Below are 14,408 nucleotides of genomic sequence, written 5' to 3'. Positions count from 1 at the left end.
GTTTGCGATGAGCCTGCCCAAAGACGACGCCGCAGAGCTGTCGGCGCGCTGGACCGAAGGCGTGCTGCTCAAGCGCGACGTGTTCTCGACCGTCGAGCGCGGCCGCTTCCGCAGCGAGAGCGGCGAGATCGATGCGGTATTGCGCCGGCTGGACGAGGTGCCCTGGTGGTCGTTCCTGCTGGCACACCACCTGTTCGCCCGCGAGAAGCATGCCCTGGTGCGCGCCAAAGGCCTCGACGTCGGTCCCGAACTGCTATGGGCAGGGCGCCGCGCTCTGGTGCGCGGCTTCGTCGACGGCGTCGCGCTGCATCTGGCAAAGCCCCATGGCGATCTCGCCTATTTCCGCTCGGCCAAGGCCGCACTGCGCCGGCTGCGCCGCGCCGGCATCTGCCACAACGATCTCGCCAAGGAGCAGAACTGGCTGGTCGGCCGCGACGGCCGCGCCTATGTGACCGACTTCCAGCTCGCCGCGTGCTTCAAGCGCCGCGGCCGGCTCTATCGCATCCTCGCCTATGAAGATCTCCGGCATCTGCTCAAGCACAAGCGCTCCTACGCGCCGGAGGCGCTGACGCCGCGCGAGCGAAAGATCCTGGCGAGGAAGTCGTTCGCCGCGAGCCTGTGGCTCGCCACCGGCAAGAAGGTCTATCGCGCCATCACCCGCGGCCTGTTCAATTTCACCGACCGCGAGGGCGGCGGCCGCCGGCTCGTCAACGACGCGCCGGTGCTGGCCGAGCTGATCCGCCGCAATCCCGCCGTGCGCGACGCCGCCATCGTCGCCTTTGCCGACCGCCGCTCCGGCGTCGGACTTTACGCCTTCGTCGAGGCCGATCACGCCGCGCTCGAAGGCCAGCTCCGCAGCGAGCTTGCCGCCGCCAAGGGGCCGAAGCCGCCCGAGCACATCCAGGTCGTGCACGCCCTGCCACGCAACAGCAGCGGCAAGCCGCGCACCGAGGTCTTGCAGCTGGTCGCCATGAACCAGCTCGACCTGATCGAGCCGATGATGAAGAACGAGCAGGACCGCGCCTTCCTCAAGGACATCCTGGAGCAGCGCAAGAACCTGCGCGACCGCTTCAATTTCGAAGCGAAGCTCCCAACGAGCTAAGCGGAATCTGCGCCTTGAAGCCTCCACAATGGCGACCGAGAAGCGCTTGGATCACGCAGGGCTCGCAGAGATCATGGGCGGTCGGGGGACGATGATGCATCGTGTGGTTGGCGGGATCATCGCTGGTCTTGTGCTGCTGGCGGGCGCGCCCGCGCTGGCGGACTCTCCGGCCGAGCTGATCTCCAGCTTCCGTCTCAAGCATGGTGAGGCCCGCGTCGTCCGCGACGCCACCCTCGATCGCATCGCCATGGATCAGGCCCGCGCGATGGCAGCGAAGGACGACCTCAGCCACGACGCGCTCGGCCCGTTCAATCGCCGGGTCGCACCGGCCGGTGCGGGCCGCGCCGCCGAGAACATCGCCTACGGCTACGACAATTTCGAGAAGACGCTGGGCCAGTGGATCGACTCGTCCGGGCACCGCAAGAACCTGTTGCTGCACAACGCCTCCCGCGTCGGCATTGCCAGCGCCAAGAATGCGAGTGGCAAGCGCATCTATTGGGCCATGGTCATCGCCGGCGATTACGAGCCGAAGGGCAAAGGCAAGAAAAAGGACAAGGAGCCCGTCGTTGCCGTGAAGCGCGAGGTCGCTCCGGCCAGCAAGCCAAAGCCCAGCAATTGTCACGTCAAGCTGCTCGGCCTCTGCATCTGAGGCGCGCCAGCCCATCTTGCTCGCGCGCGGCAACGCGCCTAATTCATGGGATCGCAAGAAGCGGAGGGCGTGAGTGATCGACCTCGACCGAATACGTGCCGATACCCCAGCCACCAGCCGGCTCGCCTATCTCCACAACGCCGGCGCGGCGCTCATGCCGACCCCCGTTGTCGCCGCAATGAAGCAGCATATCAACCTCGAAAGCGAGATCGGAGGCTATGCCGCCGCTGACCGCGAAGCCCCGCGGTTAGATGCGGTCTACGGCTCGGTCGCACGCCTGCTGAATGCCGCACCCGACGAGATCGCGCTCGTGGAGAATGCGACGGTTGCGTGGCAGATGGCGTTCTATTCGCTTCCGTTTCGGAAGGGCGACCGGATCCTGACCGCCGAAGCGGAATACGCGGCGAATTATGTCGCCTTCCTTCAGGTCGCCAAGCGAACCGGCGCGGTCATCGACGTGGTGCCGAGCGATGCCAGCGGTGAGCTCGACCTCCACGCGCTCGAACGGATGATCGAAAAGCGGGTGAAACTGATCGCCATCACCTGGGTTCCGACCAATGGCGGGCTGGTCAATCCGGCAGAGGCAATCGGCAGGATCGCGCGGGCGCATGGCATTCCCTATCTGCTCGACGCCTGCCAGGCGGTCGGGCAGATGACAGTTGATGTCGAAGCTATCGGCTGCGACATGTTGTCGGCCACGGGCCGCAAATTCCTGCGCGGCCCCCGCGGCACTGGCTTTCTCTACATCCGCCGCGCGCTGCTGCAGCAGCTCGAGCCGCCGATGATCGACCATTTTGCAGCGCCCTGGGTCTCGCGCGATGAATATCGGCTCCGCGACGATGCCCGCCGTTTCGAGACATGGGAGAATAATTACGCGGCCCGGCTTGGGCTGGGCGCGGCTGTCGATTATGCCCTCGAGATCGGCATCGATCGGATCGAGCAGCGCTGCCGCCCGCTCGCCGACCGCCTGCGCGGCGGCCTCGCCGCCCTTCCTGGCATCACCATTCGCGACCTCGGGCGTGCGCCGGGTGCGATCGTCAGCTTCACGATGGACGGGCACGAGGCGGAAGACATTGTCGCCAGCGCCGCTGCAGCCGGCATCACGATCGGTGCTTCGGACCCATCGAGCACGCGCATCGATGCCGAGCTTCGCTCGCTGCCGCATCTCGTGCGGGCGTCACCGCATTACTACAACACGGAAGCCGAGGTCGATCGGCTGCTCGCGCATCTGGCGGACCTGACACGATAGCAAGAGGAGGCGGCGCGACCGGGCCAACCGTGAGGTCGCTCCACCATCGCGCCGGCCTGACATCAAGCTCTTGTCGTCAAGCTCTTGTCGTCAATGCCGAGAGTTGGTCGGTATCGAAGCGGGCGCGTAAGGCGCTGATGGCTTTCGCATCCGGCGGCCCACTCGCCGTCAGCTTGGCCAGCTCCTCGAAATAATGCTCGTGTCCCGGTGGGGAGACGGTCATGACCACGCGCGCGGGCTTCTCGCTCACATTTGTGATGTTGTGAGCTACGCCCGGAGGAATGAAGAGAAAGGTCCCGGGGGTTGCGCGGACGACCTCATCCCCAACGTGCCATTCACACTCGCCTTCGAGCATGTAGAACGTCTCTTCCTGAACACGATGCACGTGCCGGCCGGTGGCGAATCCTGCCGGAACTGTCCAGTCGAACATACTGGTGTGCCTGGTGTCCTCGCCGGTCACCAGGAAGCCCATCGGTTGGCCGCGCAGCACGACCCCTTCGGTCTCGCCGGGCCTGCGGATCACGTGTTTCGCGGTCATGTATCCCTCCATCGCTTGTTGCAGCGCTCCTCACGGCTGGAGCGATAGTGATCCAGGCGAGCCCGAAAGTGGTGAAGCCGTTCGGAAAACGTTGCAAAAAACCTGCGAAATGTGCCCTTCTTCGGCATGGCCGCGATCCTTGAATTTGGTCCCTTTCGGCTCGATGTCGAGGCGGGGATCCTGTTCCACGGTGCCGAGCCGACCGGACTCGGCCGGCGCGCCGTGCTGCTCCTCGCCCTCCTCGTCCGGAAAGCTGGAGCGCCGGTTTCGAAAGATGCCTTGATCGAGGCGGCCTGGCCCGCCCAGGCCGTTGAGGACAGCAATCTGACCGTCCAGATCGCGGCGGTGCGGCGCACGCTGGCAGACATTTCCGGCGAGACGCATTGGATCGAAACGCTGCCGCGCCGCGGCTATCGCTATGTCGGCCCCACCGTGACGCCGTCCGATCCGGATCACGCTCAGGCGACGCCGCAAGCGCCGCCGCTGGCATTGCCCGACAGGCCGTCGATCGCAGTGTTGCCTTTCACGAACTTGAGCGGTGATGCGGACGAGGACTATTTTGCCGATGGGATGGTCGATGACATCATCACCGGGCTCTCACGCATCAACTGGCTGTTCGTGATCGCGCGGAATTCCACGTTCGCCTACAAGGGCCGCGCGGTGGACGTGAAGCAGGTCGGCCGCGAGCTTGGTGTACGCTACGTCCTGGAAGGCAGCGTCCGCAGAACAGGCACACTGGTCCGCATCACCGGCCAGTTGATCGATGCGGCGAGCGGAATGCACGTATGGGCCGAGCGATTTGACCGCCGGTCCGAAGACGTCTTCGCGCTCCAAGATGACATCGCTTTGTCGACCGTCGGTGCCATCGCACCCAGCCTGCGGCGTGCCGAGATCAACAGGGTCAAGCGCAAGCGGCCGGACAGCCTGGATGCCTATGATCTCGTCCTGCGCGCCCAGCCGGACGTCGATTCCGGCATGCCCGCCCAGGTGACCCAGGCGCTCGTGCTGCTCGAACGTGCGATCGCGCTCGAACCTGCGTATGCGCTCGCGCATGGCAATGCGGCGATGTGCCATCATTGCTTGTTTCTCCGGGCCGGCTTGCAGGAAGCCAATCGCGAGGCTTCGATCCACCACGCGCGCTCGGCCATCGCCCAGGGCCAGGATGACGCGCTTGCGCTCACGCTCGCGGGTTTTTCGATCGGCATGGACGGGCATGATCGCTCCGCGGCCTTCACCGCGTTCGAGGCCGCGCTCGCCATCAGCCCATCATCGGCGCTGACCTACATTCTCGGCAGTGTCGTGCTCGGCTGGGGCGGAGATTCCGACCGCGCCATCGAGTGGAGCGAGCAAGGCCTGCGGCTCAGCCCGTTCGATTCCTGGGCTTTCGCGGCATTCGACGCCCAGGCGCTTGGGCACTTCCATCGCGGCCGATATGAGGAGGCGTGCCGCGCCGCTTACCGCTCGGTTCAGGCCAACCCTCGCCACAGCATCACCTACGTACAATTGGCCGCAGCGCTGGCAAAGCTGGGACGATTGCAGGAGGCGAAAGCCGCGGCCGCGCGGGTGCTGGAGCTACACCCGACCTTCCGCTATGGCCGTCAATTTCAGGGCGTCAACTGCGCGCCGGCGCTGGCCTCTTCGCTGGGCGACGCCCTCCGCGCTGCAGGCCTTCCCGAGTAGCGCTCGGCTCGGCCTCGCGTGGCGCTCACGTGCAGCGCGCGCTCAGCCCGGATGCGCTGAGCCTGGCCATGACCTCGTCGAGATGCGCGGCATCGCGGGTCTCGATGACGAGCTGCAGCAGCGTCGCCTTGGCCGGCAGATCGGAAAAGGTCCGCTGGTGCGAGACCTCGATGATGTTGGCACCGGCCTCGGCCAGCAGCCCCGCCACCGCGGCGAGCTGCCCCGGCCTGTCGGGGATATCGAGCGACAATTGCGTCAGCCGCCCCTCGCGCGCCAGCTCGCGGGTGAGCACGGAAGCGATCAGCCGCGTGTCGATATTGCCTCCGCTCAGCACGAGGCCGACCTTCTCGCCGGCAAAGCGAGACGGATCGGACATCAGGGCGGCGAGGCCGGCGGCGCCGGCGCCCTCGACCACGGTCTTCTCGATCGAGATCAGGGTCGCGACCGCACGCTCCAGCTCGGCTTCGTTGACGAGGGCAATGTCGTCGACGAGGCGTCGGACGATTTCGGTGGTGATCCTGCCCGGTGATTTCACCGCAATGCCCTCGGCGAGCGTATCGCCGCGCGCCGGCAGATTGCCGTCATGGATGGCGTTGTACATCGAGGGATACAGCCAGGCCTCGACGCCCAATATCCGCAGCGACGGCTTGATCGACTTCGCGGCAATGGCAATCCCGCTGATCAGACCGCCGCCGCCGATCGGGACGACGAGCGTGTCGAGCTCCGGGACCGCCTTCAGCACTTCCAGTCCGATCGTGCCCTGCCCAGCGATGACGAGCGGATCGTCGTAAGGATGGACGAAGACCATGCCGTGCGCTTCACCGTGGCTTCGCGCAAAAGCGGCCGCCTCTTCCAGCGTCGCGCCCGTGACCACCACTTCGGCGCCGTGATGCCTGGTGTTCTCGATCTTCACCATGGGCGTGCCGATCGGCATCACGATGGTGGCGGGAATGCCGAGCCGCTTGGCGTGGTAGGCAACGCCTTGCGCGTGGTTGCCCGCGGACATCGCGATCACGCCCCGCACGCGCTCTTCCGGCGTCAGCGCGGTGAGCCGGTTGAGCGCGCCGCGCTCCTTGAACGAGGAGGTGAACTGGAGGTTCTCGAATTTCAGCCAGATGTCGCAGCCGCAGATGCTGCTCAGCGTGCGGCTGTAGCTGCAGGGCGTCTCGACGACGGCGCCTTGGATGGTCTTGGCGGCGGCGTGAATGTCTTCCGGTGCGACCGGAAGGCCGCTGAGATCGGACGTGCTTTGGGACATGTCAGCCATAGGACAGCATAGAGCATTTGGCCGGGCCAGGCGATAAGCCGGCGTCTATTTGGTAAATTCACGCGATCGCGAGGCGCGCCACAGCGTCCAGAGCGTGCGCAACCGCGAGGTCGGCTGCAATGTAAACGGATTGCGTCCCGGGCGCGACAGGCGCGCGAGATCGGCCTGCGCCTGCCGCAGCAGCAGAAATGCCGGCCGCACCGGCGGCGCCAGCTGCGCCAGCAGCGATGAAGCCGCGGTCATATGCTGCCGGGCTTCACCCGCGAGTTGCTCCAGCGCCGCATGGAGATTGGGTGTCTCCTTGCCGGCGAACACATCCTCCATGCTGCAATTGTGCTTCTCCAGCACCTGCTGCGGCACGAACAATTGCCGGTGCGCGGCATCGCGCGGCAGATTGGCGATGACCTGCACGATCCCCTGCGCCAGACCGGCATGGCGGGCGAGATGCTCGGCCGCCTCCGATGGAGGTCCCAACACCTGCGCTGCGAGGGCGAACAGCGCCGATGAGGTCGCCGCCAGGTAACCTTCCAGCGCGGCCATGGTCGGCATCGGGTCGTTGTAGAGATCGAACTGGTGTTCCTCCGCAAGGAGCGACAGCGGCTCGACCGGCAGGTCGAAATCGCGGATCGCGCGGAGCAGCTCGGCCGCCACCGGATTGCCCTCGGCGCTGCCGTGGACTTGGCCCGACAGCATGTCGGTCCACCATTGCAGGCGGATCTCGCCGGGCAAGGGCTGGCTCACCTGGTCGCGAACGCGGACGATCTCGACGTTGAAGGCGTAGAGTGCCAGCAACGCGCGGCGCTCGGCGGCTGGCGCGAACAGGGTCGCAGCGTAGCGCGGAAAGTCATGGCTGCGCACGAGATCGGCGCAAAAGACAACTGAGTCGGGCGGCGGCGGGGGGGTGCTCATGGCACGGCGATCAGCGCGGCGGCAACCCGCCGCCGTTCACCGATCATGATGTTGTAGGTGCGCACGGCCGGGCCGGTCTGCATCGTGTCCAGCACCACCCTCACCGCCTTGAGCGCCTGACGCAGCTCGGGCGGCGGCAGCCACAGCCCGGTTCCGGTGCCGACCAGCAGCGTGTCGATGCTGTTGGCCGCCACGAACACCCGATCCAGCGAATAGCGGTCGATCTTCGCGGGGTCGGTCACGTCCCAGGCCCAGATTGCGTCGGGCAGGCAGAGCAGCGAGCCCCGATGCGACATGCCGGCAAAGGCGAAGCCGCCCTTGCCATAGGCATCGATCGGCGCCGAGCGCGGGAAATGCGGAGCGTTGGGATCGCCGGCCATGAGCTTCGTCCGAATGGGCTTACTGCCCTCGCAAACGCCAGCGAGGGCATGAGGTTCGGATCATGCCTTGCTTTTCTTCGCCGGCGTCGCCGTATCGGGCGCATCTTCGCGATGCTCGCCGACGCCGAGATAGATCAGGATCGGCGCCGCAATGAAGATCGATGTGTAGGTGCCGACCAGCACCACGCCGAACATCATCACCGCGGTGAAACTGTGGATGGCATGGCCGCCGAACAGCAGCAGCGCGAGCAGTGCCAGCGTCACGGTGACGTGGGTGATGATCGAGCGCGACAGCGTCGAGTTGATTGACTCGTTGAGCAGCTGCGGCATCGGCATCTTCTTGTAGCGCCGCAGCATTTCACGGATGCGGTCGTAGATGACGACGGTATCGTTGAGCGAATAGCCGAGAATCGTCAGCAGCGCCGCGATGCTGGTCAGGTCGAAATCGACCTGGCTGATCGACATGAAGCCGATCGTCAGCACGATGTCGTGCACGTTGGCGATCATGGCGCCCAGCGCGAACTGCCATTCGAAGCGGAACCAGAGATAGATCAGGATCGCGATGATCGCGAGCATCAGGCCGAGCATGCCGTAGGCCAGGAGCTCGCCGGCGACGCGAGGACCGAGCACCTCGGTACGCTGAATGTCGACGCTGTTGCCGAGCGCGCCGCGAAGCTTCTGCAAGGCTGCCTGCTGGGCGGCGTCGCCGCCCGGCTGCTCCGCAACCCGGATCAGCACGTTCTCGGGACCGCCGAACTGCTGCAGCTGGACCTCGCCAAGGCCCAGGGCGTCGAGCGAGGTGCGCATCGCCGCGATGTCGGCGGTGCCGGACTTCGCCTTCACCTCCAGCAGCGTGCCGCCCTTGAAGTCGATACCGAGGTTCAGGCCGTGGGTGAAGAACAGCGTGATCGCGACGATCGACAGCGCGGCCGAGATCGGGAAACTGATGCGGCGGAATCGCGTGAAGTCGAAATGCGTCTCGTCCGGAACGATGCGCAGCGACGGCAACAGGCCGAGGGCCGCGACCACGGTGAGGATGGCAATGAGGACGCCGAGCCCGATGAGAACGGTGTAAGTCACGATCAGGCTCCTAGATCGGCACGCTCTGCGGCCGCTTCCACCGCACCCACCATGCCACGATCAGTCGGGTCAGGGTGAAGGCGGTGAACACCGTGGTGATGATGCCGATGCCGAGCGTCACGGCGAAGCCGCGCACCGGGCCGGTGCCGATGTAGAACAGCACCGCGGCGGCAATGAAGGTGGTGATGTTGGAATCGAGGATGGTCGCGAGCGCCCGCTTGAACCCGGCATCGATCGCCGAGATCGCGTTGCGGCCGCCGCGCAGCTCCTCGCGGATGCGCTCGTAGATCAGCACGTTGGAGTCGACCGCGATGCCGACGGTGAGCACGATGCCGGCGATGCCGGGCAGCGTCAGCGTGGCATTGAGCAGCGACAGCAGGCCGAAGATCATTGCGACGTTGATGGCCACCGCGATGTTGGCGAACACGCCGAACAGCCGGTAGGTCACGAGCATGAAGATGATAACGAGGATCGAGCCGACATAGGCGGCGAGCTCGCCCTTCTCGATCGAGTCCTGGCCGAGGCCCGGGCCGACGGTGCGCTCCTCGACGACCGTGAGCGGCGCCGGTAGCGCGCCGGCGCGCAGGAGAATCGCGAGATCGTTGGCCGATTGCACGGTGAAATTGCCGGAGATCTGGCCCTGGCCGCCGGTGATGGGCTCGCGAATGACCGGCGCCGAGATCACCTTGTTGTCGAGCACGATCGCAAACGGCAGTCCGACGTTCTCGGTGGTAGCCTGCGAGAACTTGCGGGCGCCCGAGGTGTTGAACTTGAAGCTGACGACCGGTTCGCCCGTGCGCTGGTCGAAGCTCGCCTGGGCGTCGGTCAGGTCGCCGCCGGCGACCAGCACCTGCTTCTTGACCACATAGGGCGTGGGCGGCGGCGATGCGCTCGTCAGCAGCTCGGATTCCGGCGGCAACCTGCCCGCTTGCGCCTGATCCGGCGGCACGGAGGTGTCGACCATGCGGAATTCCATCTTCGCGGTCTTGCCGAGCAGCTCCTTCAGGCGGGTGGGATCCTGAAGACCGGGGACCTGCACCAGGATGCGGTCGTTGCCCTGGCGCTGGATCACGGGCTCGACGGTGCCGAGCTCGTTGACGCGGCGTTCGACGATCTGGATCGACTGTTCGATGGTCTTGCGCATGCGGTCGAGCATCGCGGCCTGCGGGACGCTGAGGCGGATCACACCGCCGCCGGCATCAGCCACCTCGAGGTCGCGTTGACCGCTGGATCCCATGAGGCCGCCCAGCGGCTGGGACAGCTCGCGCAGCTTGGCGAGTGCCGGCTGCACGTCGGTTTCCTTGGTGATGCGAACCTCGACCGCGTCGTTGCGCACCGTGACGCCGCCGGTAAAGCCGATCTTGGCGTCGCGCAGCGTCCGGCGAACGTCGTCGCGGATCTGGTCCAGCCGCTCCTTCTTCACGTAGTTGGAATCGACCTCGAGCAGGAGATAAGAGCCGCCCTGGAGGTCGAGGCCGAGCACGAGCCGGCGCTGCGCCCAGGCGGGCCAGGACTTGACTTGGGCCTCGGGGAAGAAGTTCGGGACCGCGCAGAGGCACACGATCAGCGCCGTCAGGATGATCCCGAGCGCCTTCCACCGCGTGAAATACAACATCGACTGGACCTGTCAGATCAGGAGACTTGAGACTCGCGGTGAAGCGCTCACTTCGCCGCGCTGTCGTCCTTTGCGCTTTCCTTCGAGCTTTCTTTCGCCGGCTCGCCCTTGGCGCGAACGCCCGAGATCATCTGGCGCATCTGCCGCACGCGCACGCCGTCGGAAATCTCGAACTCGATCTGGTCGTCGTCGACCACCTTGGTGACCTTGCCGACGAGGCCGCCCGAGGTCACGACGGTGTCGCCGCGGCGGATGTTCTTCACGAGCTCGGCGTGGTCGCGGACCTTCTTCTGCTGGGGGCGCAGAATCAGGAAGTACATGATCACGAAGATCAGGGCGAACGGCAGCAGCGACATCAACATGCTGTTGGTGTCGCCGGCGCCCGCGGCCTGGGCATACGCAGGGGTAATCAGCATTCGGACGATCCTCGTGAGAACGGGGGAAAGCCGGTCGGGCCCTCAAGGGCGACCGGTTCGGTCAAATTCGCGCGGACTATAGCGGCCATTGCCCCAATTGCAACGCTGGCAGACCGCCCTTTTGGGCCACCTTGCGGCGGCCCCTGAGGCCCGATAAGGCTGCGTTCTCAGGAACTTCGGACATGCCCAAGAAACCAGACAAAAGCCCGGCCGGCAAAGGCCCCCGCACCCCTGCCAACAAGCCCGTCCGCGTCGCGGCAAAACGCCCCACGGCGGCGATCGCCGAGACAGGCCCCAACCTTGCCCAGGAGCGCATCGTCCGCGCCCTGGAGACCATTGCGGCGCACCTTTCCGCCCGGGGCACGCCGGCAGTCGAGCCCGAGTCGTTCAAGCGGGCCGATGCCTATGTCTGGCACCCTGACGGACGCCTCTCGGCGGTGCCGCGGGTCAGTCGCGTCGAGCTGTTCCTGCTCAAGGGCGTCGACCGGATGCGCGACATCCTGATGGAGAACACCGAGCGCTTCGCCAACGGCCTGCCGGCCAACAACGCCCTGCTCTGGGGCGCACGCGGCATGGGCAAGTCGTCGCTGGTGAAGGCGACGCATGCCAGCATCAACGCGGAGCGCAAACCGGCCGACAAGCTCAAGCTGATCGAGATCCACCGTGAGGACATCGAGACCCTGCCGGCCCTGATGGAGCAGCTGCGCGCCTCCGCCTTCCGCTTCATCGTGTTCTGCGACGACCTCTCCTTCGACGGCAACGATGCCTCCTACAAGTCGCTCAAGGCGGTGCTCGAAGGGGGGATCGAAGGCCGGCCCGAGAACGTCATCCTCTATGCCACCTCCAACCGCCGCCATCTGCTGGCACGCGACATGATCGAGAACGAGCGCTCGACCGCGATCAATCCGGGCGAAGCGGTTGAGGAGAAGGTGTCGCTGTCGGATCGTTTCGGCCTCTGGCTCGGCTTTCACCGCTGCAGCCAGGACGAATATCTCGCCATGGTACGCGGCTATTGCAGCCATTTCGGCATCAAGATCGACGACGAGGCGCTGGAGCGCGAAGCGCTGGAATGGTCGACGACGCGCGGCTCCCGCTCGGGCCGCGTCGCCTGGCAGTTCGTGCAGGAGCTGGCGGGACGGCTCGGTGTGAAGCTGACGGCGCAGTAGCGAACAGCGTCGCCTCACCCACAACTGTCATTCCCCGCGCAGGCGGGGAATCCAGTACGCCGCAGCTAATCGGCTCAGCAATAACTGTCTCTGGAATACTGGATCGCCCGGTCAAGCCGGGCGACGACAGTGTGCTTGTGGTGATCGCGTGCCCTGCTCCGGGCCCGCGCCTCACGCCCCGTTCAGGAATTGAAGCGGGTCAACCGGGCTCGACCCCTTGCGGATCTCGAAGTGGAGCTGCGGCGACGCCACTTCCCCGGATTGACCCGACTTGGCAATGACCTGGCCGCGCTTGATGGTATCGCCGCGCTTCACCAACAGCTCACTCGCATGGGCATATGCGGTGACGTAGCCGTTGGAGTGCCGAACCAGAACCAGATTGCCGTAACCCTTCAGCTCGTTGCCGGAATAGGCGACGACGCCGTCTTCGGCTGCCTTGACCGGCGTCCCCTCGGGCACCGCGAGATTGATGCCGTCATTGGATTTGCCATTGGTCTTGGCGCCATAGGTCGTGACCACCTTGCCGCGGACGGGCCAGCGGAAGGTCGGCAGCGCGCCGGTGGCCTCCGCAGCCTTCGCCGGCGTCTCAGCGGGCTTCTCTTCGACATTGCTCGTGGCCTGGGCGAGACGCGCGCTCTGCACGGGCGCGGCGGCAGTGGCCATTTTGGTCGTGGGCGCCGGAGCTGCCGCGACGGGCTGGAGCGTTCCGGCCACCGGTGCGGCCGCGACCGGAGCCGCAGCAACCGGCGCCGCAACGGCGGCGGTCTTGGCGCCGGGCACGGTCAGCTTGGTGCCGAGCTTTAGCTTTGCCGACGGATCGAGGCCGTTGGCACGGGCGAGCTCTGCCGCCGAGACGTGGTTCTTGCGCGCGATGCTGGCCAGCGTGTCGCCGCGGTTGACGAAGTGCGTGCTCGGCGGTGCGGCGACGGCCGCAACCGGCTTGGCTGCCGGGGCTGCCGCGACGGGAGCCATCGTGGGCGCCGGTGCAACTGCCGTCGCCGGAGACGGAATGATCAGCTGCTGGCCGGGCGAGAGCGCCCGCGGACCCTTGTAGCCGTTGGCGGCCAGGATCGCCTGCGGCGTGACGTGATAGCGCTTGGCGAGCACGTCGAGCGTATCGCTGGTGCCGACGATGATCTTGGTCCCGCCGACCGGCTGTGCGGCCGCGACCGACCGCGGCGGCACGGTAGCCGTGGTCTCCAGGTGCGGTTGCGCCGGAGGCGCATATGAGCTGACGCCGCGTCCGCCGCCGGATACGCCGCTGCCGGAGGCAACGGGATAGGATTGCGGGGCGGACACCGCGGGCGGAGGCAAAGCCTGCGACTGGTAGTAACCGGGCTGCGTCTGCGGCCGCGCATATTGCGGCAGCTCACGCTGCGGCGGCGGTGGCTGCTGCACCGAACCGGTCTGCTCGGAGGCGAAGGGATTGGAGAAGTTCGACTGGGACAGCCGCGACGACATGTCGGCGCTGCACCCTGCAAAGCTGAAGGAGATCAGCGCCAGCACCGCGACCTGCGGCACGCGGCGCGAGTAAAGCAACTCGGCGACAGCGGACATGGTTACTCACTCGTACGCAACAGAACTGGTGTTTTAAGTAAACACGCGCCGAGTAAATAACGGCTTAACCCTCACAATAAGATGTTGGCGGCACTGCCGATCCGGGATTCTACAGCTCCCGCGCCACACCGGGCAGGGCCGGCACGAAGCGGACTTCGACGAGTTCCTTGCGCTCGATCCCGGTTTCGTTCCGGGCCAGGCGGGTCAGCGTCTGCACGCCCTGATGCGGGCCGACGGGGGCGATCAGGATGCCCCCGACCTCCAGCCGCTCGACCAGGTTCTCCGGAATCTGCTCCATCGCGGCGGTGACGATGATGCGGTCGAACGGGCCGATGTTGGGAGGCAGATTGAGACCGTCCCCGAGCATCACCTCGACATTGTGACAATCGAGCTTCTCAAGCCGGGCGCGTGCCGCCTCGGCCAGCTTGCGATAGCGCTCGACGGTCAGCACCTGGCCGGCGAGCCGCGACAGCACGGCGGCCTGGTAGCCCGAGCCAGTGCCGATTTCCAGCACCCGGTGCTGCTTCTGGAGCTGGAGCTGCTCGGTCATGTAGGCAACGACGAAGGGCTGGCTGATGGTCTGCCCGCAGGCGATCGGCAGCGCGCTGTCGCGATAGGCGCCGTCGCGATCGGCCTCGTCGACGAAAAGCTCGCGCGGCACCTCTTCCATGGTCCGCAGCACGGCCTGATCACTGATGCCACGACGCCTCAGCGTGAGCTGAAACATCATCTTTTCCGGCGGCTGCTGGTCGGGCGTCATTGCTGCTATTGCTCATCTCGTCTGGCGGATCGCCGTACTG

At 66.1% G+C, this 14,408-nt stretch carries 14 protein-coding genes; 5 read left to right on the top strand and 9 right to left on the bottom strand.

What is annotated here, in order from left to right:
- The first annotated feature begins 7 nt into the window (after window positions 1-7).
- The 3 genes from ACNJYA_RS18765 (at window position 8) to ACNJYA_RS18755 (ending at window position 3,000) form a co-directional block, all read left to right on the top strand.
- A complete protein-coding gene (locus ACNJYA_RS18765; protein ID WP_439403367.1) occupies window positions 8-1,102 on the top strand; it encodes an AMP-binding enzyme in 1,095 nt (364 codons plus the stop codon).
- A gap of 94 nt (window positions 1,103-1,196) precedes the next feature.
- Complete coding sequence (locus ACNJYA_RS18760) at window positions 1,197-1,751, top strand: CAP domain-containing protein (protein WP_172783684.1); 555 nt, start codon at window positions 1,197-1,199, stop codon at window positions 1,749-1,751.
- A gap of 73 nt (window positions 1,752-1,824) precedes the next feature.
- Window positions 1,825-3,000, top strand: coding sequence for an aminotransferase class V-fold PLP-dependent enzyme (locus ACNJYA_RS18755; protein ID WP_212257166.1), 1,176 nt, complete (start codon window positions 1,825-1,827; stop codon window positions 2,998-3,000).
- A gap of 76 nt (window positions 3,001-3,076) precedes the next feature.
- Here ACNJYA_RS18755 and ACNJYA_RS18750 read toward each other — a convergent pair whose 3' ends face one another.
- A complete protein-coding gene (locus ACNJYA_RS18750; protein ID WP_212257167.1) occupies window positions 3,077-3,538 on the bottom strand; it encodes a cupin domain-containing protein in 462 nt (153 codons plus the stop codon).
- A 126-nt stretch (window positions 3,539-3,664) separates the two neighbouring features.
- Here ACNJYA_RS18750 and ACNJYA_RS18745 point away from each other — a divergent pair, with 126 nt between their 5' ends.
- Window positions 3,665-5,218 carry a winged helix-turn-helix domain-containing tetratricopeptide repeat protein gene (locus ACNJYA_RS18745; RefSeq protein ID WP_212257168.1) on the top strand — a complete coding sequence of 518 codons (1,554 nt, stop codon included), beginning with the start codon at window positions 3,665-3,667 and terminating at the stop codon, window positions 5,216-5,218.
- A 25-nt stretch (window positions 5,219-5,243) separates the two neighbouring features.
- Here ACNJYA_RS18745 and ACNJYA_RS18740 read toward each other — a convergent pair whose 3' ends face one another.
- From ACNJYA_RS18740 to yajC, 6 genes are read right to left on the bottom strand one after another with little or no spacing between them, the layout of a single operon-like run.
- A complete protein-coding gene (locus ACNJYA_RS18740) occupies window positions 5,244-6,485 on the bottom strand; it encodes a threonine ammonia-lyase (RefSeq protein ID WP_439403366.1) in 1,242 nt (413 codons plus the stop codon).
- A gap of 45 nt (window positions 6,486-6,530) precedes the next feature.
- Entirely contained in the window at window positions 6,531-7,394 is an 864-nt protein-coding gene (locus ACNJYA_RS18735) for a phytoene/squalene synthase family protein (protein ID WP_271506649.1), read from the bottom strand.
- Window positions 7,391-7,774 (bottom strand): Mth938-like domain-containing protein, encoded by a 384-nt coding sequence (locus ACNJYA_RS18730; protein ID WP_172783678.1) that lies wholly within the window; start codon window positions 7,772-7,774, stop codon window positions 7,391-7,393. Before ACNJYA_RS18730 ends, ACNJYA_RS18735 begins: the two co-directional genes overlap by 4 nt.
- Window positions 7,775-7,834: 60 nt before the next feature.
- Window positions 7,835-8,854: a protein translocase subunit SecF gene (gene secF / locus ACNJYA_RS18725; protein ID WP_172783677.1), complete on the bottom strand. Its 1,020-nt coding sequence runs from the start codon at window positions 8,852-8,854 to the stop codon at window positions 7,835-7,837.
- Between the two features lie 10 nt (window positions 8,855-8,864).
- Window positions 8,865-10,469 carry a protein translocase subunit SecD gene (gene secD / locus ACNJYA_RS18720; RefSeq protein ID WP_439403365.1) on the bottom strand — a complete coding sequence of 535 codons (1,605 nt, stop codon included), beginning with the start codon at window positions 10,467-10,469 and terminating at the stop codon, window positions 8,865-8,867.
- Window positions 10,470-10,516: 47 nt separating this feature from the next.
- The gene (gene yajC, locus ACNJYA_RS18715) at window positions 10,517-10,885 is read right to left on the bottom strand and encodes a preprotein translocase subunit YajC (RefSeq protein WP_212257173.1); all 369 of its coding nucleotides are present in this window, start codon (window positions 10,883-10,885) and stop codon (window positions 10,517-10,519) included.
- A gap of 182 nt (window positions 10,886-11,067) precedes the next feature.
- Between yajC and ACNJYA_RS18710 the strand changes: the two genes are divergently transcribed.
- Window positions 11,068-12,051 carry an ATP-binding protein gene (locus ACNJYA_RS18710; protein WP_439403364.1) on the top strand — a complete coding sequence of 328 codons (984 nt, stop codon included), beginning with the start codon at window positions 11,068-11,070 and terminating at the stop codon, window positions 12,049-12,051.
- 171 nt (window positions 12,052-12,222) lie between these two features.
- Here ACNJYA_RS18710 and ACNJYA_RS18705 read toward each other — a convergent pair whose 3' ends face one another.
- Complete coding sequence (locus ACNJYA_RS18705) at window positions 12,223-13,608, bottom strand: peptidoglycan DD-metalloendopeptidase family protein (RefSeq protein WP_439403363.1); 1,386 nt, start codon at window positions 13,606-13,608, stop codon at window positions 12,223-12,225.
- A gap of 109 nt (window positions 13,609-13,717) precedes the next feature.
- Window positions 13,718-14,368, bottom strand: coding sequence for a protein-L-isoaspartate(D-aspartate) O-methyltransferase (locus tag ACNJYA_RS18700; protein WP_439403362.1), 651 nt, complete (start codon window positions 14,366-14,368; stop codon window positions 13,718-13,720).
- Window positions 14,369-14,408: the final 40 nt, after the last annotated feature.

Origin of the sequence: Bradyrhizobium sp. BLXBL-01 (assembly GCF_051853025.1) — a bacterium.
GTDB lineage: Bacteria > Pseudomonadota > Alphaproteobacteria > Rhizobiales > Xanthobacteraceae > Bradyrhizobium.
Note: the sequence above shows the minus strand (reverse complement) of the source record. Positions and strands in the feature narration are given on the sequence as shown.

What these genes read in the sequence shown, in the direction of transcription:
- ACNJYA_RS18735 (WP_271506649.1), bottom strand. Translation starts at nt 7,394, where the DNA reads ATGAGCACCCCCCCGCCGCCGCCCGACTCAGTTGTCTTTTGCGCCGAT.
- ACNJYA_RS18730 (WP_172783678.1), bottom strand. Translation starts at nt 7,774, where the DNA reads ATGGCCGGCGATCCCAACGCTCCGCATTTCCCGCGCTCGGCGCCGATC.
- ACNJYA_RS18765 (WP_439403367.1), top strand. Translation starts at nt 8, where the DNA reads ATGAGCCTGCCCAAAGACGACGCCGCAGAGCTGTCGGCGCGCTGGACC.
- ACNJYA_RS18710 (WP_439403364.1), top strand. Translation starts at nt 11,068, where the DNA reads ATGCCCAAGAAACCAGACAAAAGCCCGGCCGGCAAAGGCCCCCGCACC.
- ACNJYA_RS18760 (WP_172783684.1), top strand. Translation starts at nt 1,197, where the DNA reads ATGCATCGTGTGGTTGGCGGGATCATCGCTGGTCTTGTGCTGCTGGCG.
- ACNJYA_RS18705 (WP_439403363.1), bottom strand. Translation starts at nt 13,608, where the DNA reads ATGTCCGCTGTCGCCGAGTTGCTTTACTCGCGCCGCGTGCCGCAGGTC.
- yajC (WP_212257173.1), bottom strand. Translation starts at nt 10,885, where the DNA reads ATGCTGATTACCCCTGCGTATGCCCAGGCCGCGGGCGCCGGCGACACC.
- ACNJYA_RS18745 (WP_212257168.1), top strand. Translation starts at nt 3,665, where the DNA reads ATGGCCGCGATCCTTGAATTTGGTCCCTTTCGGCTCGATGTCGAGGCG.
- ACNJYA_RS18700 (WP_439403362.1), bottom strand. Translation starts at nt 14,368, where the DNA reads ATGACGCCCGACCAGCAGCCGCCGGAAAAGATGATGTTTCAGCTCACG.
- ACNJYA_RS18750 (WP_212257167.1), bottom strand. Translation starts at nt 3,538, where the DNA reads ATGACCGCGAAACACGTGATCCGCAGGCCCGGCGAGACCGAAGGGGTC.
- secD (WP_439403365.1), bottom strand. Translation starts at nt 10,469, where the DNA reads ATGTTGTATTTCACGCGGTGGAAGGCGCTCGGGATCATCCTGACGGCG.
- ACNJYA_RS18740 (WP_439403366.1), bottom strand. Translation starts at nt 6,485, where the DNA reads ATGGCTGACATGTCCCAAAGCACGTCCGATCTCAGCGGCCTTCCGGTC.